The organism is Pseudomonas sp. BIGb0558, assembly GCF_024807515.1.
GTDB lineage: Bacteria > Pseudomonadota > Gammaproteobacteria > Pseudomonadales > Pseudomonadaceae > Aquipseudomonas > Aquipseudomonas yamanorum_A.
On the sequence record NZ_JANUEW010000024.1, the window covers coordinates 32396 to 52644 of the forward strand.

A 20249-nucleotide genomic window follows, 5' to 3' on the forward strand; every position below is an offset into this window, starting at 1 on the left:
TGTATCTCCTTGCTTCTAATTAGTTGGTTAAGTGTTGGTACGGTCTAACAAATACCTATCAAGGACTTACTTGATAGTGATGCCCAGGGTGTTAGCCACTCGGTTCCCCACCCCGGCACTCTGGTTCACCTGTACCACTCCTCGGCTGCCTGTGAAGGCCTGGTCGCTGGTAACGACTTGGCGGCTGCCAGTGGTGGGTGTGAACCCGGAGTCTGTAATCAGCGTCGTGTTCTGTTGCGACAGGACGCTGTCATCGATGCTTTGCGGGCCAGGGTTGATGCTGATCCGCACGGCATTGATCATTTGTGTGTTGGCGCCGGCAGACTGGTTGATACCCAGCACACCGTTGCCATTACTGAAAGATGAACCCTGGATGGTCGCCGTGGCGTTCAGAGACGCATCGGCCTTGCCGTTGAGGTTCTGGTTGAGCGAATCATGGGCTTGGCCGCCGACGACGATGGCGTGGCTGTTTATCTGTTGTTGCTGATTGCCGGCCGCCTGGTTGATCGAGACCACACCGCCATACTGTTGGCCGCTGTTATCGATCACTGCGGTGTTGTCGGCCATTGCCGAGCTGCAACCCAGTGCGGCGAGAAGGAGCCAGGAGCGATTCATCACTGGCCCCCCATCAAGTTGCCAATGTTGTTCAGCGGCGCCATGCCCCGTGAAATCGAGTCATTGATCTGCCCACCCATGTTGCCGCCACCGCCGCCATGGCCGGCAGCTGCGCCGGCCCCAAGTGTCGATGTGCTGCTGCCCTGCAGGGCGTTCAGGCCCGGAAGGCTGCCGTTGGGCATAATGGAGCGGGCGATGCCGGAGCCGCTGCTGACGCCACCGATGTCGAGGTCGCTGAGCTCACCGGAAGTGGCGCTCAGCACTTGCTTGGAGGGGTTGGCATTAACGGTGGTGGGGTAAGGGTCGGGGCCAAAGGAGGAGCGGCCAGCCATGTGGCCTTGCACGTTACGTCCGACAACGATGGTGCCATCTCCTGCGAGGGCCGGGACGCTCACACTGGCACTGAGGACGCAACTCATCAGCAGGAGGCTCAATGAGCCTGGATTAAGTGTCTTCACGACGGCATTCCTTATTCTTTGGCGCTGACCCTAAACAGCGTTGTCAGGAAGAGAGCAGGAGCTGTGCCGCTTTTGATTTTGTGAAGAGATTCAAAGCGTTATGAGTGCGAGATAAGAAATGCCGGCGGGATGTGTTCCAGAAGTGAGACACCAGGCCCGCGCCCAGCCCGCCCGGCAGGTGTCTCAGGGATGAAACACTGCGCGCCACAAACCCGGCAGTCCGCAGCCGGCTGTCAACTCAGCCGGTGCAAGTGTTTCAAAAGTGGACGGTTCCAGGCAGCGGGCACCCTTGAAGAAGGGCGCAGGCCTTCCCTCCAGGCTTAGCCCTTCGGAGTTTTACGCGGAATGGAGTTGAGTACGGGGTTGCCGTCCTGGTTCTGGGTCAGGTAGACCGGCAGGACCTTGGGCAGGGAGGGCACGAGGTTGGTCACTTCGTTGATGTTGTAAATGCCACCGATGCGAATAGCACCAGTGCCGGCGTCGGCGAGCATCACCGGTTTGCTCAGGTAGCGATTGATCAGCGGCAGCGCATCGGCCAGGGCCAGGTTGTCGAGGATCAACTTGCCGTCACGCCAGGCCAGGGCCGTGTCGCCGGGGGCAATGGGTTGCAGTTGAGGACTGGCGTCGCCATGGGTATAGCTGGCCTGCATGCCGGGAGACATGCGCAGCCCGCTGTGGATATCGTCACTGGTGACCATTACCGAGCCTTCCAGCAGCATCACCCGCACATGGTCTTCATATTTCCAGACGTTGAACTGGGTACCGGTCACCCGAACCTGCCCGTCGCCGGCGCGCACTACAAACGGGTGTTGCGCGTCATGGCTGACCTTGAAAAACGCTTCGCCCTTTTTCAGGGTGACCCGGCGCTGGTCCTTGTAATTGCTGTAGACCAGCTCGGTGCCCAGGTTCAGTTCCACCTGGCTGCCATCGTCGAGGGTGACCTGGCGCAGGGTATTTTCGGCTTCGTAATGCTTGTACGAACTGGGCAGCCAACCGGCTTCCCAACCGGTGAAGGCTGCCAGTGGCAACGCCACCAGGCAGACCGCCGCTGCCACTGCGTAGTGGTTTAAACGGCGACGAGATTTCAATGGCACCACGACAGGCGCCGGAGCGCTGCGTGGCAGGTGATCGGCCACGTCCCAGATTTCCAGCATGGCGGCGTATTCGAAGGCGTGCAGTGGATGCGCATCGTGCCACTGCTCGAAAGCCTGGCGCTCGGCCGTCGTGCAATCACCCGCATGCATGCGCATGCACCAGTGCGCAGCAGCATCGGTGATGGCGTCGTATTCGGCTTCTGAAAGGGACTTATCTGTCATTAACTCATCCTGATTTCCCACATTCTAACCTCCACAGCAGGAGTGGGAGAACAGCCATCATGGCGAATGAACATCAATTGGAACTAATTCTCGTCTGCAAGGCCCTAAAAATCAGGACAGGTCACATTCTTTCCCTCAATGGAGTACCAAAATGCTTAAGAAAACCTTAGCCGCCCTCGTTGCAACGTCTGCCTTGCTCAGCGCCGGGGCCGCCTTGGCCGACAAGCCGGGCGCGGGATGGATCACCATCGAAAAAGCCATCGAGACGGCCAAGACCAAGGCCGGTTATATCGAGATCTACAAGATCGAAGCCGACAACGATGGCTACTGGGAAGGGGAAGGGCGCAAGTCCGATGGCATCGTCTATGAGTTCCGCATCGACGGCGCCTCAGGCAACGTGTTGCGCGACCAGAAAGACTGATAGGCGTTGATTGAACCTGCGCAGACCCGGCGGGGCCTGCGCAGGCATGCGCTTTACGGCGTTTGATGCCCTACGGCCGGTATCGGGTCCAACTGACGTCCCAGGGTGGTAATCAGCAGGATCAATGAGTCGGCGTTATCCACCTGGGTATCGAATCGCCGGGTCAGGTTGGTTTTGAAAATCCCTCTCGCATCACTCAAGTCCACGCCACCGGTGGTCTGCAGAATCTGCTCCTTGATGTAATCGTCTTCGGGATCGGTTCCCAAGTCCTCCCCAAACGCACCCGTAGCATCCATTGATTTGAACAACTGCCTGAAGGGCGTGCTCACCGAGTAGGCATTTTCCTGTAGGTCTTGTATCCAGTCGCGAAGCTCGCGCCCGTCCTGGGTCTGGACCTCCATGAGGTCGGAAAAAGGCGCGACCGTATTGAGGTAGGCGGCGTCGACGGTGTTGCAGACAATGTGGGTCAACTCGTGGATCAGCGTGGTGGCGCGGGCGTGCATTTCCCTATCGAAGTGGCCGGTCAATTGGCCCTCGAAGAGTGACATGGGCGTAGTGAAGAAATTTTCGGAGAGGTAGATGCATCGGTCCGGGTCATCGTCGATGGTAAAGGCCCAGTGCCGTTCGGGCTCTGCGATATGCGCGCCGGCAATGAACCGTTTGGAATTGAGTGAGTAGAGCGACGGGTCCAGCACTTCTTCGAGGATGGCATCGACCGTGGCCTGGAGCTTTTTAACCAGCGCCTGAGGAAATTCCCCCGGCCCGGTGTCGGTGTCTGCCGGGATGCCAAAGAAGCGGTTGACGAAGCGATGGATGCGGGTGACCCGCGGGTATTGGGGGGCCAGCAACTGGAGATTCTGCTGGCAGTTGTGCAGGTAAAACGTCGCAAGGTCCAACGCATCGACTATCGCCTGGGCTCTGCGTGGCGAAAGGCGCCGAATCGCGGCCATGCCCCGCGCTTCGATGTTCATCACATCGTGTGCCACGCCCCTGACGGCCCGCCGTTCGAGCATTCGGCTGAAGCCGGGGCCGTGCCGGCGTATCAGCGGGCGGGCATCCAGGTGCCATTTGCGCTCGGTGTCCAGGTGCATGTAAGGCCCTTTGGACTGCGCATTGAACAGCCGCCAGTCGCTGCCGCTCTTTTCGACGTGATAGACCTTGCCCTCATAGGGAAGGTAATGACGGTTGGTTTTTGTGGTGAAAACTCCGGTGGTGGCACTCGGTGATTCCAGGCTTGGCTCGTGGGCCTCGTAGGCTTGCAGCCGGGTGCGTGCCTGGGCAGTCAGGTCGATCTCCTGCCATGTGCGGTTTTTTTTCGTCATCTCTGAGGGTGGTTCAGCGTCGGTTGTAATCGACGGTGTGTGCATCAGCTCGCGCAACGTAGCCATTTGTCCGACGCCATCGATAAACGTCTGCAGTGCCAGGCGCCATTGGTGTTGCTGCAAGGCTTCGGCGGAAGCCTTGAACAGGCGGTAGCTTTGCCAGACCACTATCGGCAGCATCAGCTTGCCGGGCAACAACTCGAGTGCCTGCTGCAGGCCACCGGTAAACAGTGCCTTGATGGTGTCCCAGCCGGACTGGCCGTCAGGCTGGTTCTGCTGTTCAAGCATGTGCGACATCAGGGCGATGTTGTCCCGGTACAGGTGTTTGAGCGCATGGCCCTGGATCGGCGTGGTAGCCACGGAGATTTCGGAAACGCTGCCTGCCGTACTGGCCCAGAGGTTTTTGTAGGTGGCCTGTTCGGTGGTGGGCAGCAGGCCGATGACCCAGTCCTGCAACTGGCCGGGGAGGTTGAGGCGATGCAGCAGGCTGGCCGGGTTTTCAAACTCCTGGAACGTCAACTGCGGGCAATACGGCGTGTACAGCACCAGTGGCTGTTTTTCGGTCGCGCTGATCACGTAGACCCCAAGGGCCTTGATAGCGCGGGCGCCCACCGTGGCGATCAACTCCAGCGGGCGGATGATCGCGGTGGCGCCTTCGACGGCGGCGCGGGCGATGGCGTCGGGCATGTCGACGATCTGCTGAATCAGGCTCAAACCTGCGGGTGACAGGCGCTCTTGCAGCATCAGCGCGTGGGCATGTTGCAATAATTGCCAGGGCAACTGCCGGATAAACCGTTGCTCGCGAGCCGCGGCACCGGGTTTGCCCGGGGTGAGTTTCTCGGCCAGATAGGCCTGTTTGTCCTGCTTGAGTGTCAGGCGTGCCAATAGCTGGCGTATGACTGCGGGCGTCAGGCCGGTGACGGTGGAATCGACGTCGAAGGTGGCGGCTTGCTGCGTGATGTGATTGAGGGCGTAATCCACCAGGTTCTGCCGTTGCCCGGCGAGGACTAGACGGGGCTTGATGTAGACGTTTGTCGGGGACACGGTGTAGTCCATCAACAAGGTACTGAGCTTGTCGTGGACATACTGGGACAGTGATGAAAAGTCGTGCAGGTAATCGGTGTCATCGTTGAGGTTATGGCGGTATTGCTCAAGGATTTCCATATGGCGTTGCTGCTCCATGACCGGCGCCATGCCCAGCCAGGCGGGCAAGGACTGTTGCGCCATCAGGGTTTGGGCGATCTGTGCGGTGTGTCGCAGGCCGGTGACGGGCAAGGCCTTGTCCAGCGCTGCGAAACGGTTTAACAGTGCGCTACCGGGTAAATTGAGCGTCAGGCAGTGGACGCGCTGTGCGATGCAGTGGTCTATCCAGGACTGCTGGCGATGTTGCGCCACATCGCCGTTGATCAGCATGAAGCTGCCCAGGGCGTAGTGCAGATGCGGCTTGCGTTGGCGTGGATCGAGGTTGTCCAGGAGCGAGCCGCGCCGCTCGGGATCGGCGAGCCGGCGTTCAAGCTCGGCGCGCAATTGGGCGATGTTGGCGAAACGTTCCAGGCTACGTGCCGGTGTCCACATCAGCGCCCTGCCGGAATGGGACGGGTCCAGGCCACCGCGTTCGGTGAGTATCAGGCAATGGGCCAGTGGCACCCGTTGCGCTTGGCCCGACGGCTCGACGGTCAGGGCATAGGCGTCCGGAACGAAACCATCCAGCCCCTGGCGCCGGCGCCGATCCGGGTATTGATGATCAAACACCGTGTTGACCAGTGCCTGGTCACGGGCGTCCAGGCTGTTGTTGAGACGCCGCAACCGGGCTTCTCCCTGGATGGCCACCGACATGGCATGGGCCATGGGGGCCTTGAGGTTTTCCAGATACACACGGGGCAGGCTCGCAATGTCGTGGTTGCGCAATTGAACCAGCGCCGCGTCCAGCATGGTGTTGGCCCGCGTAATGTCCAGGCGGGTGGTTTTTTTCGCCAGGCTCTTTTTCGCTGGGTGATACAAACCGTAGTCGGAGGTTTGGGGGATTGGTCCGAGGCCTCGGGTCAAGCGCCCGACGAGGTAACTGGACAGGCTTTGACTTTCCAGGGGCGGTGCCGCTTGTGTTGCACCTGCGGTACCGGCGTATCGGTTGATGTAGATCGCATCGGCGTCCAGGTCGCTCAGCAGGTGAAGGTTGAACTGCGCTGCCAGTACCTGACGGATGCTGCCCGCCAGGGTCGGTTGGGCGCGGACCTGCACGGCCAGTGACTCCTCGATGCTGTCCATCTGCTTTTGCAGCAGCGTGGCGCGCTCTGCGGTGAGCGATACCGGACGTGTGGGGTCGGCGAGCACCGAGTGCGCGGTCCAACGGCCCGCGGTATCCAGGCCCGGCAGTTGGCTGTCAATCATGTAGCGCACGTCCAGCGCATAATCCACCAGGGCCGAGGGCTCTATGGCGGCTCGCGTGCGCCGGTACAGGTCCAGGGCATAGCCGAGGTTCTGCTGTTGCTTGACGACGATCTCTTCGAACAACTGCTCAAACAGGTTGCCTTGCAGGCGCACGCCGGAAAACTGCGGCGCCTGGAAGCCGGCAAACAGCGCCCGCTCTTGCAGGGACATCAGGTTGTAGAGGCCTTCGTCATAACCCGGCGCCTTGGCCATCGACTTGAGGGCGTTCATCAAGTCATCGTAGTTTCCAAGTACTTGCAGGCCCAGGCCCGGGGTGTAGAAAAATGTCTGGGTGTTACCGATCATCAAGGTGCTGGCCAGTGAGACGGTGTTGGACGGGTGCTCCCAGATCTGCACCTTTTCGAAGCGCAGCGTATCGGCGACGTTTTCGGTTTGGTACAGCGCGGCCAGCGCCTGGTTTTGCGCGGCACTGATGATCGAGTTTTGGCGTTTGAGCAGCAGGTCCAGCCGTGCATTTGCCGCCATCGCGCGGGCGAAAAAGGCCCGACGGGAAAGACCCGGTGATAGCTCGCTGTTCCAGAACGTCTCCAGCGCGCTTTGCAGGAACGGCGTCAGTTGCCCGGCGGCCTGGCGGATCGCGGTTTCCCAGCGTTGCGCATCCTTGGGATCGGGTGTGCGCCGGGGATGGATAAACTCGCGGGTTTGCCCGGACGGCCACGCTTGCTCGCGGTAAAACAACAGTACGGCATCCGTGATCTGCAGGGAGTCAAGCCAGTGAGGTGTGCGGTTCTGCAGTGGTTGGCGGGCGAAAAAGCTGACACGCGCGGCGCTGGGGTCAAGTTCGGGGAACAGCGGGCGACAGACCATGGCCAGCAGTTGCGACAGCAAGCTATTCAGCACCGGTAGCTGTTTCAACTCAGTCAGCATCGCCTGGCGATTTTTGTCCTGATAACCGCTGAGGGTCACTTCCTGCTCTTCAAAAACCCCCTCAAGTATGGCTTCGGCGGTCAGTACTCGCGTGCTGTCTGGTACCTGCGCGTCCTGTGTTTGCAGGGGCAGGAAACACAGCAGCTGCGCCGCTTGATCCGGGACTTTCATACGCTCGCTCAATGCGGCCAGTATTTGCGTGCGGTTATCGAACTTTTCCAGGCCGCCGTAGGGCGTGTAGAGGAACGCGTGGGGGTAAGCAGTGGTCGAGCTCAAGATAAAGCTGCCCGCCAGCTCGACCGCGTCGGGGCGGTGTTTATCGAGCCAGATGCGCTGGGCAATCATTGGCGGCGATTGCTGGCGGCGCGCAGTGTCGGTGGCGAAAAACACCTTGCCGAGAAATTCATGGTCCTTGCGGTCAAGGCCCAGCTGCCGTTCACGATCCGAAACGTTCCAGCCATCACGCAGCGCTTCAGGGAAAAAGTAGGGTAGGGGAGTCTGGCTCATGCTCCGGGTCCTTGGGCAAATTGAGGTGTTGACCCTACTCACCCGCGATCGCCCCAGGGCGCTAGATATGTCTGGCGTTCCCTGTCGACAGCCATGGGGCAAACCCTGTCTAATCGTCGGACCGATTCTTTGTACGCTGTTGCCCTTTCCAATAATTAAACGGGAGCTTCAGATGTCTGCATCGCCTTTGGATGTCGAGTCTTCATCAGAGCGACTCAGTTATGCCCAATTGACCGACCTGCTGCGCCAGGTCTTCGTGCGTCACGGCACATCGGCCGACGTGGCCCAGGTACTCGCCGAGAACTGCGCCAGTGCCGAGCGCGATGGTGCCCACAGCCACGGCGTGTTTCGCATTCCCGGTTATGTGTCGACCCTGGCCAGTGGCTGGGTCAATGGCAAGGCCGTACCGGTGGTCGAGGATGTGGCCAGCGGTTTCATTCGTGTCGATGCCGCCAATGGCTTCGCCCAGCCTGCACTGCAAGCCGCCCGCCCGTTGTTGGTGGAGAAGGCCCGCAGCGCCGGGATTGCCTTGCTGGCGATTCACAATTCCCATCACTTTGCGGCGCTCTGGCCGGATGTCGAGCCCTTCGCCGAAGAAGGCCTGGTGGCCTTGAGCGTGGTCAACAGCATGACCTGCGTGGTGCCCCACGGCGCCGACCGGCCACTGTTCGGCACCAACCCGATTGCCTTTGCCGCGCCTCGCGCCGATGGTTTGCCGATCGTATTTGACCTGGCTACCAGCGCCATCGCCCACGGTGACGTACAGATTGCCGCGCGCAAGGGCGAACGCCTGCCGCCGGGCATGGGCGTGGACGGCCTCGGCCAGCCCACCCAGGACCCCAAGGCGATCCTCGAAGGCGGTGCACTGCTGCCGTTTGGCGGGCACAAGGGCTCGGCCTTGTCGATGATGGTGGAGTTGCTGGCAGCGGCCCTCACAGGCGGCAATTTCTCCTTTGAGTTCAACTGGTCCGATCACCCGGGTGCCCGCACCCCGTGGACCGGCCAATTGCTGATCGTGATCGACCCGAGCAAAACCGCCGGGCAGAGCTTCGCCGAGCGCAGCCAGGAACTGGTGCGACAGATGCATGCGGCAGGTTTACGGCGTTTGCCGGGGGATCGACGCCATCGCACACGGGCGAAGGCCTTGGTCGACGGGATCGAGCTTGATAGCCAGGAATTGAAGCGGTTGCGGGTGCTGGCACAGCTATGAAGTGCGCTGCGCCCGGGGAGGGCGCAGGCATTTTGTCAGGTCAGTTGCGGCGGCCCAGCAACAGGCCGACCACCAGGCCAAACCCGGCGGAAATCGCCACGGTCTGCCACGGATGGCCACCGATGTAAGTCTCAGTGGCGTCCACCACCGGCTTGCTGCGCTCGCGCACGTTGGACACCGAGTCCAGCGCCTGCTTCAGCTTGATGGCGACCTGTTCACGCAGGGTTTCACCTTCTTCTCCCACCAGTGACGCGCTGCTTTTGAGCAGCTTGTCCGATTCTTCGATCAGTGCGGTCAGTTCACTGAAGGCTTGATCCTTGATTTGCTCTTCGACGGCTTGGGCGGCAGATTTGCGGGCCATTGGGTTAACTCCTTGCAGGTGGATGTGGCAATGAACAATGGAGTGTTTGACGCGGGCAAAAGTTGCAGCTTTTTTCCCCTGACGTCAGTTTGGGTTAAATCCAGACCCGGAAATTTCGACCTACAGTGTAAGATGTCACCTATTTGTGCAGCAGGTAATTCAACATGAGCTTCAATCTGGCCAACAAGCCCCTCGCCGAGCGCGCCGCGCTGGAAGATGAAAAGTCCCGTCTCTACGACCTGTGGCAAAGCAACCTGGGCAAGGCCAAGGGCGAGGCCGCCCGCCTGTTTGGCGAACGTGCCAAGCGCAAGGGCAAATGGGCCGAATGGGTACGCGCGGAACTCGACGGCATGTCGCCGCCGGAGTTTTCCAACATGGTGCGCAGTGAAGTCAATCGCCTGATGGCGGCGAAGTAAAACAAGCCTCTATCGCCTCACGCACCTTGAGTAGCAACGGATCGAGTTGCGCCTGGGTGCGCCAGCCCAGTTCTACCGGGTAACGCGGCAACGCCAGCGGGCAGGGCAGCACGTTCAGCCCGGTCATCCGGGCGATGGCCTGGGCAGCGTGACCGGGAATGGTCGCCACCGCCTCGCTGCCCTTGAGCAGAAACGGCAATGCCGCAAAATGCGTGGTTGAAGCCCCTATGTGCCGGCTCAGGCCCTGGGCGGCCAGGCCCTCGTCGGTAATCCCGATAAACCCGCCTGACGACACCAATACATGCTCACGCCTCACGAACTCGTCGAGGTCGATGGCCTGCTGCCCCGGCGCCAGGCTGGCGGGGTCCACCAGGCACGCATAATGCCCTTCCCCGAGTACCTGGCGGCTCAGCCGGCGCTCGGCAAAACCGCCGGCAGTGATCGCCAGGTCCAGGCTGCGGTCGAGCAGGGCACCAGCGACGATCTGGCTGTGGGTCTGGCGGAAAATCAGCCGCAGCTTCGGCGCGCGTCGGGCGATCTCATCGATCAGCTGGCGGCCGTAGGCAATCTCGAAATCATCCGACAACCCCAGCACCACCGAACGGCCCTGATAGTGGCTGCCCTGGGGGTCGACCATCGCCAGGCTTTGGCGGCAGCGATCCAGCGCCTCGCTGATCACCGGCTTCAACTGGTTGGCCCGCAAGGTCGGCGCCAGTCCCCGACCGGTGCGCACGAACAATTGATCGCCATACACATCGCGCAAGCGGCGCAGTGCGGCACTGATGGCCGACTGCGTGACCCCAAGGCGCAGGGCGGCGCGGCTGGCGCTGGACTCGTCGTGCAAGGCTTCGAAGGTTTTCAGCAGGTTCAGATCGACGTTAGCGATATTCATCAGGTTCATAGTGCGTGGCCGAATATGCCCCGAATGTATAACGCCCCTACACCAGCTGCAATTTTCTCTTGGCCACCCACAGCGCACTGATACTCAGCGCGGCTGCCGCAATCAGGTAAAAGCTCGGCGCCAGTTGCGAGCCGGTCAGCGCGATCAGCCCGGTTGCGATCACGGGGGCAAAGCCACCGAAAATGGTCACGGCCAGGTTGTAGCTCAGCGACATGCCGGTCACTCGGGTGCGCACAGGAAACACATCGGCCATGAGTGATGCCAGCGGTGCGAAATAGACCGCCTTGATCAACGCCATCATCGACACCACCAGCAACAACGAGGTTGCGCTGGCGACTTTGTTGAGCCAGACGAATGCCGGGAAAATCGCGACGATATAAATGGCCGAGGCCCAAAGCATGATTTTGATCCGGCTGACGTAACCGGTGATGAACCCCACCACCGGCGTGACCACGGTCAGGATGAGCCCACCTGACAGCGTGGCCAAAAAGCCTGTGGACTGGGGAATGTTCAAGGTGGTGGCGGCATAGGACGGCATGTACTTGATCATGAAGTTGGACGCTGTCGACACGATCAGCACGCCCATGGCCACCAGCAGCAAGGTCTTCTGCGAGAACAGCACTTCCCGCAACGGCCGCGAGCCGGGTTCGCTTTCCTTGAAGTCGGGCGACTCATCCACCGTGCGGCGGATGTACAGGCCCACCGGGGCGAGGATCAAGCCAAAGAAAAACGGCACGCGCCAACCCCAGTCGAACATCTGTTGATCATTCAGGTTGGTGGTCAAGAAATAGCCGAACAACGAGGCGATGACCACGCCAAAACCCTGGCTTGCAAACTGCAGGCTCGCGACAAAATTGCGGGTCTTTTGCGGTGCATGTTCCATCATGAAGGCGGTTGAACTGCCGAACTCACCGCCGGCCGAGAAGCCCTGGAGCAGACGGGCCAGCAGAATACCAATCGGCGCGATAATCCCGATGGCGGCATAGCTGGGCATGACCGCGATCATCGCCGTGCCGATCAGCATCAGCATGATCGACAGCGTCAACGCTTTCTTGCGGCCCTCACGGTCGGCATAGGAACCCAGCACGGCGGCGCCCAGCGGCCGGATCAGAAACGACAGCCCGAAGGTGGCGAAGGCGAGAAACAGCGAGACCGCCGGGTCTGCGGCCGGGAAAAATACCTTGCTGATGGTCAGCGCAAAATAGGCGTACACCGACAGGTCAAACCATTCAAGCGTGTTACCGATCAAGGCGGCGCCCACGGGTTTCCAAAGGGGCGTGGCCTTTGCGACCGCGGGTGAAACGGTGGGGGACGATAACGCTGTCATGCTTGACGCTCCTGATTTTATAAGGGGGTGAGCGGCAGATAAAAAGGGTCGACCTGACCCCGACTTTTTATTGTTGTTGGGTTGGCGCGAGGTGACCCAGGTCCCAGAAAAGCGAGGTCATGATTTGCAGCCCCTCGAGGACTACCGAGCCCAGCAGATGTTCATCCGGAGCATGTTGTGAACAGCCGGGGTAGGAGTGGGGTATCCACAGTGTGGGCAGGCCCAGCAGGTCAGCGAAAATATCGTTGGGCAGGGTGCCCGCCAGGTTCGGTAACACGGCGACAGGCCGGTGGGTGGCGTCGGCAATCGACTGCTTGGCAAAGCGCACCCATGGGTTGTCAGGGTCCAGCCGGCTGGCAGGTGTGCAACGGTCTATCACGATATTGACCTGTTCAAAGCCCTCGGCATCCAGGTGCTGGCGCAGCAGGCTTTCCAGGTGTTGCCAGTCGGTTCCTACCACGAAGCGCAACTGGCAATGAGCGATGGCGCTGGGTGGAATGGCATTGACGGGTTTGGACGGATTACCGGCGGTAAACGCCAGGATCTCGAGGGTGTTCCAACCGAAAAGTCGCTCACCCAAGGTCAAGCCGGGCTCGCCCCACTGCATATCCAAAGGTCGGCCCAGGGAATGCTGATCGATACCCAGGTCGCGAATGGCTTCGCGCACCGACTCGGGGATGGCGCCCGGCACCAGCGTTCGGCAGCGAATACGTCCGTGCTTGTCCACCAGGCTGGCCAGTGCGTTGCTCAGTACCACGGCGGGGTTGGACATCACGCCGCCCCAGTTGCCGGAGTGCAGGCCCTTGTCCCGCGCCTTGACTTCAAGGGAAAACAACGCAGAACCCCTGGAGCCCAGGAATATCGTCGGGCGGCTGTCGTTCAGGCGCGGCCCATCCGAGGCGATGAATACATCCGCTTGCAGCAGCTCCTTATGCATTGTGCAAACCTCGCGCAGCCCGGGAGAACCACATTCTTCGCCGGTTTCGAACAGCACTTTGACGTTAAAGCCCAAGCGCCCCTCGCGCTGCTGGATGACGTGTTCGAGGGCGGTCAGGTTGATGCTGTGCTGGCCCTTGTTGTCGGCGGTGCCGCGGCCGTACCAGCGGTCGCCTTCCACGGTCAGCGCCCAGGGGCTGAGCCCCTCGCGCCATTGCTCGTCATAACCGAGTACCACATCGCCGTGGCCATACATCAATATCGTCGGCAGGTCGGCCCCTTCGTGGCGCGATGCGAACAGCAAAGGCCCGGCGTCGGAGGGGTTGTCGAGCATTTGGCACTCAAAGCCCATGCCTGCCAGCGCAGGCTGTATTTCCTGTTGCAGGTACCGCGTCAGTTCGTGGGCCTGGGCGGGGTTCTGGCTTTCACTTCGAATCGCGACCCGACGGCGTAAGTCGGCTTCAAAATGGCCGTCGGCCAGGTACTGGCGAACATTCGCGAGCGCTTGTTGCTTGGACATGACAGTTCCGGTGCGGGCTGAGATTCAGTCCAATATAGAAGTCACGTAGCGCACTGTATATTGCTGTTTTTTGACGTTTGACTTCTAATAAATAGATGCCTTGGTAAGGAATCAAACCGTGGACTATCGCTATTTCCTGGCCGTGATCGATTCAGGGTCCCTGGCCGCTGCCGGTGAGCGTTTGCATATCGCCCCCAGTGCCGTGAGTCGCCAAATTGCCCTGTTGGAAGAAAGTATCGGCGTGCCGTTGTTCGAACGACGGCCACGTGGCATGCAGCCCACAGCTGCCGGCAGCGCCTTGGCCGATCACGCACGACGTGCCTCGCTGGAGGAGCAAAGCCTGCTGTCGGAGCTGCGTGCGGGGGATTACCCGGAGGCGAAAGTGGTGCGGCTGGTATCCACCGAGGGGCTTTCCCGTTACTTCCTGCCTCAGGTCCTGATCCGGCATTACCAGCAAAATCCGGCCTTCCAGTATGTGCTGGAGGTGATGTCGCCTCACGAATGTGCCGAAAAAGTGCGGCGCGGCGATGCCGATGTGGGGGTGGTGTTCAGCACCGAGCCTGTCGAAGGTGTGGAGGTCCTGCATTCAAGCCGCTCGCCGATCCGGGCCGTGATGCGTGTGGGGCATCCACTGGCCACGCTCAAGCAGGTACCGCTCCGGTCGCTGTCACCTTATCCGTTGGCGCTGACCCCAAAGGGTTCCACCCAGAGGCAGCTATTCGACCTCGTTTGCCAGATGGAAGGGCTGTCTTTCAATCATGTGATGACGTGCAACTATTCGGGCGCTATCCATGAATTCGTTCGCAACACAGACACCATTGCGTTTGGCGGCGCGATCAGCCATCGGGCGAACGGCAGCGACGACCTGATCTCCGTTGGGCTGTCGAACCCTCAATTTTCGGACCGCGCAATCCAGGTGCTGACGATGCCCAAACGCGCGTTACCGGCGGCGCTCGAGCTTTTTATCGAAACCCTTATCGGCTCCCTGAAAGACGTTAACTGAGGGGATTTGATATTTATCTGGCTCATATCATTTAGCAGTGAAGTGGGCTTTATTCATGATTGCTGTCGGCCGGAGAATGGGTAACCCCCATTGATTCGGAGTGATCGTGATGCCTGTTTCTACCGTGGCTGCGCTGCAAATCGGTTCCTTGCCGGGTGGCAAGGCCGAGACCCTGGAACAGATCCTGTCTTACGAGGACGACATCCGGCGCAGCGGTGCGCAACTGGTGGTGATGCCTGAAGCCTTGCTCGGCGGTTATCCAAAGGGTGAAGGGTTTGGCACCCAGTTGGGTTATCGCCTGCCTGAAGGCCGTGAGGCCTTTGCCCGTTATTTTGCCAACGCGATTGATGTGCCGGGTGCCGAGACCGAGGCGCTGGCCGGATTGTCGGCGCGTACCGGGGCGAGCCTGGTACTGGGTGTGATCGAGCGCAGTGGCAGCACCTTGTATTGCACGGTGCTGTATTTCGAGCCGGTGGGCGGGTTGGTGGCCAAGCATCGCAAGTTGATGCCCACCGGCACGGAGCGGTTGATCTGGGGCAAGGGCGATGGCTCGACGTTGCCGGTGATCGAGGCGGCAGTGGGGCGCATTGGTGGCGCTGTGTGCTGGGAGAACATGATGCCGTTGCTGCGCACGGCGATGTACGCCAAGGGCGTGGAAGTGTGGTGCGCGCCGACGGTGGATGAGCGCGAAATGTGGCAGGTGAGCATGCGGCATATCGCCCATGAGGGCCGGTGTTTTGTGGTCAGTGCGTGCCAGGTGCAGGCGTCGCCCGAGGCCTTGGGTGTGGAGATTGCCAACTGGCCGGCGGAACGGCCGTTGATTGCCGGTGGCAGTGTGATCGTCGGGCCCATGGGTGACGTTATTGCCGGGCCCTTGCTCGGTGGCGCGGGGTTGCTGGTGGCGCGGATTGATACTGATGATCTGGTGCGGGCGCGGTATGACTATGATGTGGTTGGGCATTATGCCCGGCCTGACATTTTTGAGTTGAGCGTGGATGAACGGGCTAAGCCGGGGGTGCGGTTTATTGCTGATTGAGTGCATATCCGTTGCTGCGGTGACGGCGGCTTAGGGTTGCGCTCTTACAGCGGGTCACTTTTGGCAAACGCCCGGAATGCCGGCCCAGCCAATCTGAAGCTGAATCAGAGCTGCTTTTCTGTGGGAGCTGGCTTGCCTGCGATGCAGGCACCTCGGTGCATCAGGTACTCCCAGTTGATGCCATCGCAGGCAAGCCAGCTCCCACAGTTGACCGTGCCCGCTTTGGCTTTTGATTTTGCTCTACAACACTGACGCCCCCCGAATCCTCAGCCATTCCTCGCGGGTAATTTCCCAGATGTCCTGTGGGAAATTACCTTCGACAAATTGCCCCTCATCGGTCCTGACCAACCGCATCCCCGTACGCTCGGAAATCCTGCGCGAGGCCAGGTTCGGCGCTGCCTTGGGCACGCGCATCAAAGGCCGCCCCAGCACCTCAAACCAATACTCGGTCACCGCCGCACTGGCCTCGGCCATCAACCCCTGGCCCTGCCATTGCGGCGCGAGCCAAAAGCCGCGGTTGTTGTCCACCTCATCCATCAGGCTGACATTACCGATCAACCCCCCGGGCGCGCTTTTCAGGCGGATCGACCAATGCCACTCCTCACCCCGCGCCATGGCCGGCAACGCGACATTCTCCAGATAGCTGCGTGCGCCATCCGCCGGGTACGGCCAGGGCACCAGGGCATTCAGATATCGCACCACTTCCCAGTGAGGAAATTGCTGCTGCACGCCCTCGGCATCTTCGAGGGTCAGCGGCCGCAGGATCAGGCGTTCGGTATACAGCGTAGGCAGGGCGTCCATGTCGTTACCAGGTGGCAGTGTTGGGGAAGTCCAGTGTCCCGCGATCCACAAAACGCATGGTGCCAAACAGGCCACCCGCCAGTTTCCCGCGCAACACGTAGGGCAGGTTATTCAAACTCTGGGTCTGGCTCAAGCCGAGGGTCTGGCGCAGCACGGAAAACGCCGAAACACTCACCGGCACCGTCAGCAACGTCTCGGAAAAGCGTGGAATCGAACCACGCTGGTCACTCACCCCGGAAGCCAGGGGCCGGCCATTGACCTCCAGGTCCAGGGCCACGCCGTCGTAGTCGATCGCGGTTTCATTCGGGTTTTGCACCCGTATTTTCACCGCGAAACGTACCTCGAGGTCCTGGCTTTGCAGCGGCTCGATGCCCACCACGTTGATGTTCAGCGGGTCGCGGTTGGGGAACAGCGCGCAGGCGCTCAGGCTGAGTAGCAGCAGTGACAGGACCATGAGCTTGCGCATAAAACGGGTTCTCCTAGTGCGTGACGTCCGGGTCCTGCATCACCTTGAGGGTGGAGGCTTCCGGATCGAATTCATCTTCTTCCAACTCTATGAACTCCTCAGGCAGGAAGATGTTCAGCAAGATAGCGCAGAACGCCCCCACGGTGATCGGCGACTCGAAGATGTTGTGCAGCGCCTTGGGGAGCTCGCGCAGCACTTCCGGCACGGCGGCCACACCCAGGCCCATGCCCAGGGAGATCGCCACGATCAGCACATTGCGCCGGTGCAGGCCGGCCTCGGCGAGGATCTTGATCCCGGCCACCGCCACGGTGCCGAACATGATCAGCGTGGCGCCGCCCAGTACCGGCTTGGGCATCAGTTGCAACACCGCGCCGATCATCGGGAACAGGCCCAGCAGCACCAGCAGCCCGGCAATGAAGTACGCCACGTAACGGCTGGCCACGCCGGTCAACTGGATCACCCCGTTGTTCTGGGCGAAGGTCACCATCGGCAGGCTGTTGAAGGTGGCCGCCATCACCGAGTTGAGGCCGTCGGCCAGCAAGCCGGACTTGATGCGCTTGATGTACAGCGGGCCCTTGACCGGCTGTTGGGAGATCATCGAGTTGGCGGTCAGGTCACCGGCCGCCTCCAGGGGCGAAATCAGGAAGATCACCGCCACCGGGATAAACGCCACCCAGTCGAACGAGAAACCGTACTTGAACGGCACCGGCACGCTGATCAACGGCAGTTGGGGCAGGGCGCCCAGGTCGACGCGGCCCATCCACCAGGCCACGACGAAGCCCAGGGTCAGGCCGATCACGATCGAACCCAGGCGCAGGAACGGGTTGTTGAAGCGGTTGAGCACCACGATAGTGAGCAGTACCAAAGCCGCCAGGCCCATGTTGCCGGCGGCGCCGAGGTCGCTGGCACCATATCCGCCGGCCATGTCGGTGACGGCCACCTTGATCAGCGACAACCCCATCAGGGTAATGATGGTGCCGGTGACCACCGGGGTGATCAGCTTGCGCAGCTTGCCGATGAACTGGCTGAGTACCACTTCGATAAACGCCGCGAAGAAGCAGATGCCGAAGATCGTCGACAGAATCTCATCGGTGCCGCCGCCCCGGGCCTTGACCATGAAGCCGGCGCTGAGGATCACGCTGATAAACGAAAAGCTGGTGCCTTGCAGACACAGCAACCCGGAACCCACCGGGCCGAACTTGCGAGCCTGCACAAAGGTGCCGAGCCCCGACACGAACAACGCCATGCTCACCAGATAGGGCACTTCGCTTTCCAGGCCCAGCACGCCACCGACGATCAGCGTCGGGGTGATGATGCCGACAAAGCTGGCCAGCACATGCTGCAGGGCGGCAAAGATCGCGGCGCTGAAGTGCGGACGGTCGTCGAGGCCGTAGATCAGGTCGGATTTATAACGGGGGCGAGGGGTTTGAGCGTCAGACAAAATACGGGCCCGGTTAGGAAAAAGGAGGCGCAGGATGCCAGAAAGTGCCAGTTGTCAGAAGTGTGAAAATATATTTCTAAAGACCCTCGATTAAATCCCCATGCCTGCCGATATCTCCTATAGGCCCACATACCTATTACAACAGTGGTGCCAATCGGTCAGAACCGCGCGTTGACGCACACTGGCCGTGTCGCGGCAGGGATGCTCGCAGCCACTACTTCTGAGAGCGCCCCCTATGTCCCTCCGCCAGTTGAATATCGCCCCTCGGGCTTTCCTTGGTTTTGCCTTCATTGCGTTACTCGTCATTGTGCTTGGGGTGTTTGCGGCCAATCGTATGACCCTGATCCGTCAGGCGTCGGTGGACATGGGCGCGAACCAACTGCCCAGCGTCGGCTATCTGGCCACCATGACCGAGAACGTCCTGCGCCTGCGGATATTGTCGTTTCGCGTCCTGGTGAACCGTGAGCCGGCCGCGCTGGAGGAGGCACAGACCCGAATGGGGGTGCTGGAAGGCAAGGTCAAGACTGCCCAGGCTGCCTATGCCGCCATGCCCGCCGGGGATGAAGAGGCTGCGCTGTACAAGACGTTCGCCCTCACGCTCGATAATTACCTCAAGGCTCAGGCTGAGATGGTGAGTTTTTCGCAGCAGAACAAAGTGGAAGAGATGCGCGCGCTGATCAACAGCCGCATCAAGGACGGTACCGACCAAATGGGCGAGCAGCTGAATAAGTTGATCGCCATCAACGCTGCCGATGCCAAGCAGGCCGGTGACGAGGCCGGGAAAAGTTATCAGGACGCCATCACCGGGATCATCGTCGTCTCGGTCGTTGCGGCGTTGATGACCGTGTTGCTGGCATGGCTGCTGACCCGCAGCATCGTGACCCCTTTGCGCAAAGCCCTGGAAGTCGCCGAAACCATCGCTGGCGGTAACCTGAGCAAAGTGATCGAGGACGACGGCAAAGACGAGCCGGCCCGCCTGATCGGCGCCTTGGCCGCTATGCAAAACAACCTGCGCCAGACCATCCAGCACATCGCTGGCTCGGCCACGCAGTTGGCCTCGGCAGCCGAAGAACTCAGCGCCGTTACCGAAGAAGCCTCCAAGGGCTTGCAACAACAGAACAACGAAATCGACCAGGCCGCCACCGCGGTGAACGAGATGACCGCCGCCGTGGAAGAAGTGGCGCGCAATGCGGTGTCCACCTCCGAGGCGTCCAGCCAGTCCAACCAGGCTGCGCGGGAAGGGCGCGACCGTGTGGTGGAAACCGTGGGCGCGATCCAGACCATGACCCAGGACGTGCAAAACACCTCGGTGCTGATCGAAGGCCTGGCCACTCAGGGTCGTGACATTGGCAAGGTGCTGGACGTGATTCGCGCGATTGCCGAGCAGACCAACCTGCTGGCCCTCAACGCGGCCATCGAAGCGGCGCGTGCGGGTGAAGCCGGTCGCGGTTTTGCGGTGGTGGCCGATGAGGTGCGGGCCTTGGCCCATCGCACCGCGCAGTCGACCCAGGAAATCGAAAAAATGGTCGCCGGCATCCAGAGCGGCACCGGTGAAGCCGTGCAGTCCATGCAGCAGAGCAACCAGCGCACCCAAAGCACCCTGGAAATCGCCCGGGCCGCCGGTGTGGCGCTGGAGCAGATCACCCAGTCCATCAGCCTGATCAACGAGCGCAACCTGGTGATCGCCAGCGCCTCTGAGGAGCAGGCCCAGGTGTCCCGCGAAGTGGATCGCAACCTGGTGAACATCCGCGACCTGGCCACCCAGTCGGCAGCGGGTGCCAACCAGACTTCAGCCGCCAGTCACGAACTGTCGCGCCTGGCGGTGGATTTGAACGCGATGGTGGCGCGCTTCGTCATCTGACAGGCACTACACCCCA

The 20249-nt window shown here is 60.9% G+C and carries 17 protein-coding genes; 6 read left to right on the forward strand and 11 right to left on the reverse strand.

Annotated features, from left to right (window positions below):
• Window positions 1-66 precede the first annotated feature (66 nt).
• The 3 genes from M2400_RS23595 to M2400_RS23605 all read right to left on the reverse strand — a co-directional run bounded on the left by M2400_RS23595 (window position 67) and on the right by M2400_RS23605 (window position 2389).
• Window positions 67-615, reverse strand: a complete 549-nt coding sequence (locus M2400_RS23595; protein ID WP_259198342.1) for an adhesin — start codon at window positions 613-615, stop codon at window positions 67-69.
• Window positions 615-1034: a hypothetical protein gene (locus tag M2400_RS23600; protein WP_405046205.1), complete on the reverse strand. Its 420-nt coding sequence runs from the start codon at window positions 1032-1034 to the stop codon at window positions 615-617. The genes M2400_RS23595 and M2400_RS23600 overlap by 1 nt, the downstream gene beginning before the upstream one ends.
• A gap of 359 nt (window positions 1035-1393) precedes the next feature.
• A complete protein-coding gene (locus M2400_RS23605) occupies window positions 1394-2389 on the reverse strand; it encodes a FecR family protein (protein WP_177131486.1) in 996 nt (331 codons plus the stop codon).
• 151 nt (window positions 2390-2540) lie between these two features.
• On the opposite strand from M2400_RS23605, the gene M2400_RS23610 reads away from it, so the two are divergent.
• Window positions 2541-2810, forward strand: a complete 270-nt coding sequence (locus M2400_RS23610; RefSeq protein WP_010172920.1) for a PepSY domain-containing protein — start codon at window positions 2541-2543, stop codon at window positions 2808-2810.
• Between the two features lie 53 nt (window positions 2811-2863).
• Here the strand turns inward: M2400_RS23610 and M2400_RS23615 are convergent, their stop codons facing one another.
• Entirely contained in the window at window positions 2864-7954 is a 5091-nt protein-coding gene (locus M2400_RS23615) for a DUF6543 domain-containing protein (protein WP_259198347.1), read from the reverse strand.
• Between the two features lie 172 nt (window positions 7955-8126).
• On the opposite strand from M2400_RS23615, the gene M2400_RS23620 reads away from it, so the two are divergent.
• Entirely contained in the window at window positions 8127-9164 is a 1038-nt protein-coding gene (locus M2400_RS23620; RefSeq protein ID WP_177079601.1) for an Ldh family oxidoreductase, read from the forward strand.
• Between the two features lie 40 nt (window positions 9165-9204).
• Here the strand turns inward: M2400_RS23620 and M2400_RS23625 are convergent, their stop codons facing one another.
• Complete coding sequence (locus M2400_RS23625) at window positions 9205-9525, reverse strand: YqjD family protein (protein WP_010172915.1); 321 nt, start codon at window positions 9523-9525, stop codon at window positions 9205-9207.
• A gap of 164 nt (window positions 9526-9689) precedes the next feature.
• On the opposite strand from M2400_RS23625, the gene M2400_RS23630 reads away from it, so the two are divergent.
• Complete coding sequence (locus M2400_RS23630; RefSeq protein WP_003217960.1) at window positions 9690-9941, forward strand: hypothetical protein; 252 nt, start codon at window positions 9690-9692, stop codon at window positions 9939-9941.
• On the opposite strand, the gene M2400_RS23635 is transcribed toward M2400_RS23630, so the two are convergent.
• The 3 genes from M2400_RS23635 to M2400_RS23645 form a co-directional block, all read right to left on the reverse strand.
• Window positions 9916-10833: a LysR family transcriptional regulator gene (locus M2400_RS23635; protein WP_259198354.1), complete on the reverse strand. Its 918-nt coding sequence runs from the start codon at window positions 10831-10833 to the stop codon at window positions 9916-9918. The two genes, M2400_RS23630 and M2400_RS23635, sit on opposite strands and share 26 nt — an antisense overlap.
• A 46-nt stretch (window positions 10834-10879) precedes the next feature.
• On the reverse strand, window positions 10880-12169 hold the full coding sequence (locus M2400_RS23640) for an MFS transporter (protein ID WP_259198356.1): 1290 nt from the start codon (window positions 12167-12169) through the stop codon (window positions 10880-10882).
• Window positions 12170-12236: 67 nt separating this feature from the next.
• Window positions 12237-13625 carry a M20 family metallopeptidase gene (locus tag M2400_RS23645; RefSeq protein ID WP_259198357.1) on the reverse strand — a complete coding sequence of 463 codons (1389 nt, stop codon included), beginning with the start codon at window positions 13623-13625 and terminating at the stop codon, window positions 12237-12239.
• A 118-nt stretch (window positions 13626-13743) separates the two neighbouring features.
• Between M2400_RS23645 and M2400_RS23650 the strand changes: the two genes are divergently transcribed.
• Both M2400_RS23650 and M2400_RS23655 read left to right on the forward strand, forming a co-directional pair.
• Window positions 13744-14628, forward strand: coding sequence for a LysR family transcriptional regulator (locus tag M2400_RS23650; protein ID WP_259198358.1), 885 nt, complete (start codon window positions 13744-13746; stop codon window positions 14626-14628).
• Between the two features lie 109 nt (window positions 14629-14737).
• Entirely contained in the window at window positions 14738-15664 is a 927-nt protein-coding gene (locus M2400_RS23655) for a carbon-nitrogen hydrolase family protein (protein ID WP_177115897.1), read from the forward strand.
• A gap of 240 nt (window positions 15665-15904) precedes the next feature.
• Here the strand turns inward: M2400_RS23655 and M2400_RS23660 are convergent, their stop codons facing one another.
• From M2400_RS23660 to M2400_RS23670, 3 genes are read right to left on the reverse strand one after another with little or no spacing between them, the layout of a single operon-like run.
• Window positions 15905-16465, reverse strand: coding sequence for a GNAT family N-acetyltransferase (locus M2400_RS23660; RefSeq protein WP_259198362.1), 561 nt, complete (start codon window positions 16463-16465; stop codon window positions 15905-15907).
• 4 nt (window positions 16466-16469) lie between these two features.
• Complete coding sequence (locus M2400_RS23665) at window positions 16470-16931, reverse strand: LEA type 2 family protein (protein ID WP_177047767.1); 462 nt, start codon at window positions 16929-16931, stop codon at window positions 16470-16472.
• A 13-nt stretch (window positions 16932-16944) separates the two neighbouring features.
• Complete coding sequence (locus tag M2400_RS23670; RefSeq protein ID WP_259198365.1) at window positions 16945-18372, reverse strand: nucleobase:cation symporter-2 family protein; 1428 nt, start codon at window positions 18370-18372, stop codon at window positions 16945-16947.
• Window positions 18373-18607: 235 nt separating this feature from the next.
• Here M2400_RS23670 and M2400_RS23675 point away from each other — a divergent pair, with 235 nt between their 5' ends.
• On the forward strand, window positions 18608-20233 hold the full coding sequence (locus M2400_RS23675; RefSeq protein WP_177115895.1) for a methyl-accepting chemotaxis protein: 1626 nt from the start codon (window positions 18608-18610) through the stop codon (window positions 20231-20233).
• The last annotated feature ends 16 nt before the right edge of the window (window positions 20234-20249 follow it).

Bases quoted from the DNA above. Each gene is read 5' to 3' on its own strand.
- M2400_RS23595 (WP_259198342.1), bottom strand. From the start codon at position 615: ATGAATCGCTCCTGGCTCCTTCTCGCCGCACTGGGTTGCAGCTCGGCA.
- M2400_RS23600 (WP_405046205.1), bottom strand. From the start codon at position 1,034: ATGAGTTGCGTCCTCAGTGCCAGTGTGAGCGTCCCGGCCCTCGCAGGA.
- M2400_RS23605 (WP_177131486.1), bottom strand. From the start codon at position 2,389: ATGACAGATAAGTCCCTTTCAGAAGCCGAATACGACGCCATCACCGAT.
- M2400_RS23610 (WP_010172920.1), top strand. From the start codon at position 2,541: ATGCTTAAGAAAACCTTAGCCGCCCTCGTTGCAACGTCTGCCTTGCTC.
- M2400_RS23615 (WP_259198347.1), bottom strand. From the start codon at position 7,954: ATGAGCCAGACTCCCCTACCCTACTTTTTCCCTGAAGCGCTGCGTGAT.
- M2400_RS23620 (WP_177079601.1), top strand. From the start codon at position 8,127: ATGTCTGCATCGCCTTTGGATGTCGAGTCTTCATCAGAGCGACTCAGT.
- M2400_RS23625 (WP_010172915.1), bottom strand. From the start codon at position 9,525: ATGGCCCGCAAATCTGCCGCCCAAGCCGTCGAAGAGCAAATCAAGGAT.
- M2400_RS23630 (WP_003217960.1), top strand. From the start codon at position 9,690: ATGAGCTTCAATCTGGCCAACAAGCCCCTCGCCGAGCGCGCCGCGCTG.
- M2400_RS23635 (WP_259198354.1), bottom strand. From the start codon at position 10,833: ATGAATATCGCTAACGTCGATCTGAACCTGCTGAAAACCTTCGAAGCC.
- M2400_RS23640 (WP_259198356.1), bottom strand. From the start codon at position 12,169: ATGACAGCGTTATCGTCCCCCACCGTTTCACCCGCGGTCGCAAAGGCC.
- M2400_RS23645 (WP_259198357.1), bottom strand. From the start codon at position 13,625: ATGTCCAAGCAACAAGCGCTCGCGAATGTTCGCCAGTACCTGGCCGAC.
- M2400_RS23655 (WP_177115897.1), top strand. From the start codon at position 14,738: ATGCCTGTTTCTACCGTGGCTGCGCTGCAAATCGGTTCCTTGCCGGGT.
- M2400_RS23660 (WP_259198362.1), bottom strand. From the start codon at position 16,465: ATGGACGCCCTGCCTACGCTGTATACCGAACGCCTGATCCTGCGGCCG.
- M2400_RS23665 (WP_177047767.1), bottom strand. From the start codon at position 16,931: ATGCGCAAGCTCATGGTCCTGTCACTGCTGCTACTCAGCCTGAGCGCC.
- M2400_RS23675 (WP_177115895.1), top strand. From the start codon at position 18,608: ATGTCCCTCCGCCAGTTGAATATCGCCCCTCGGGCTTTCCTTGGTTTT.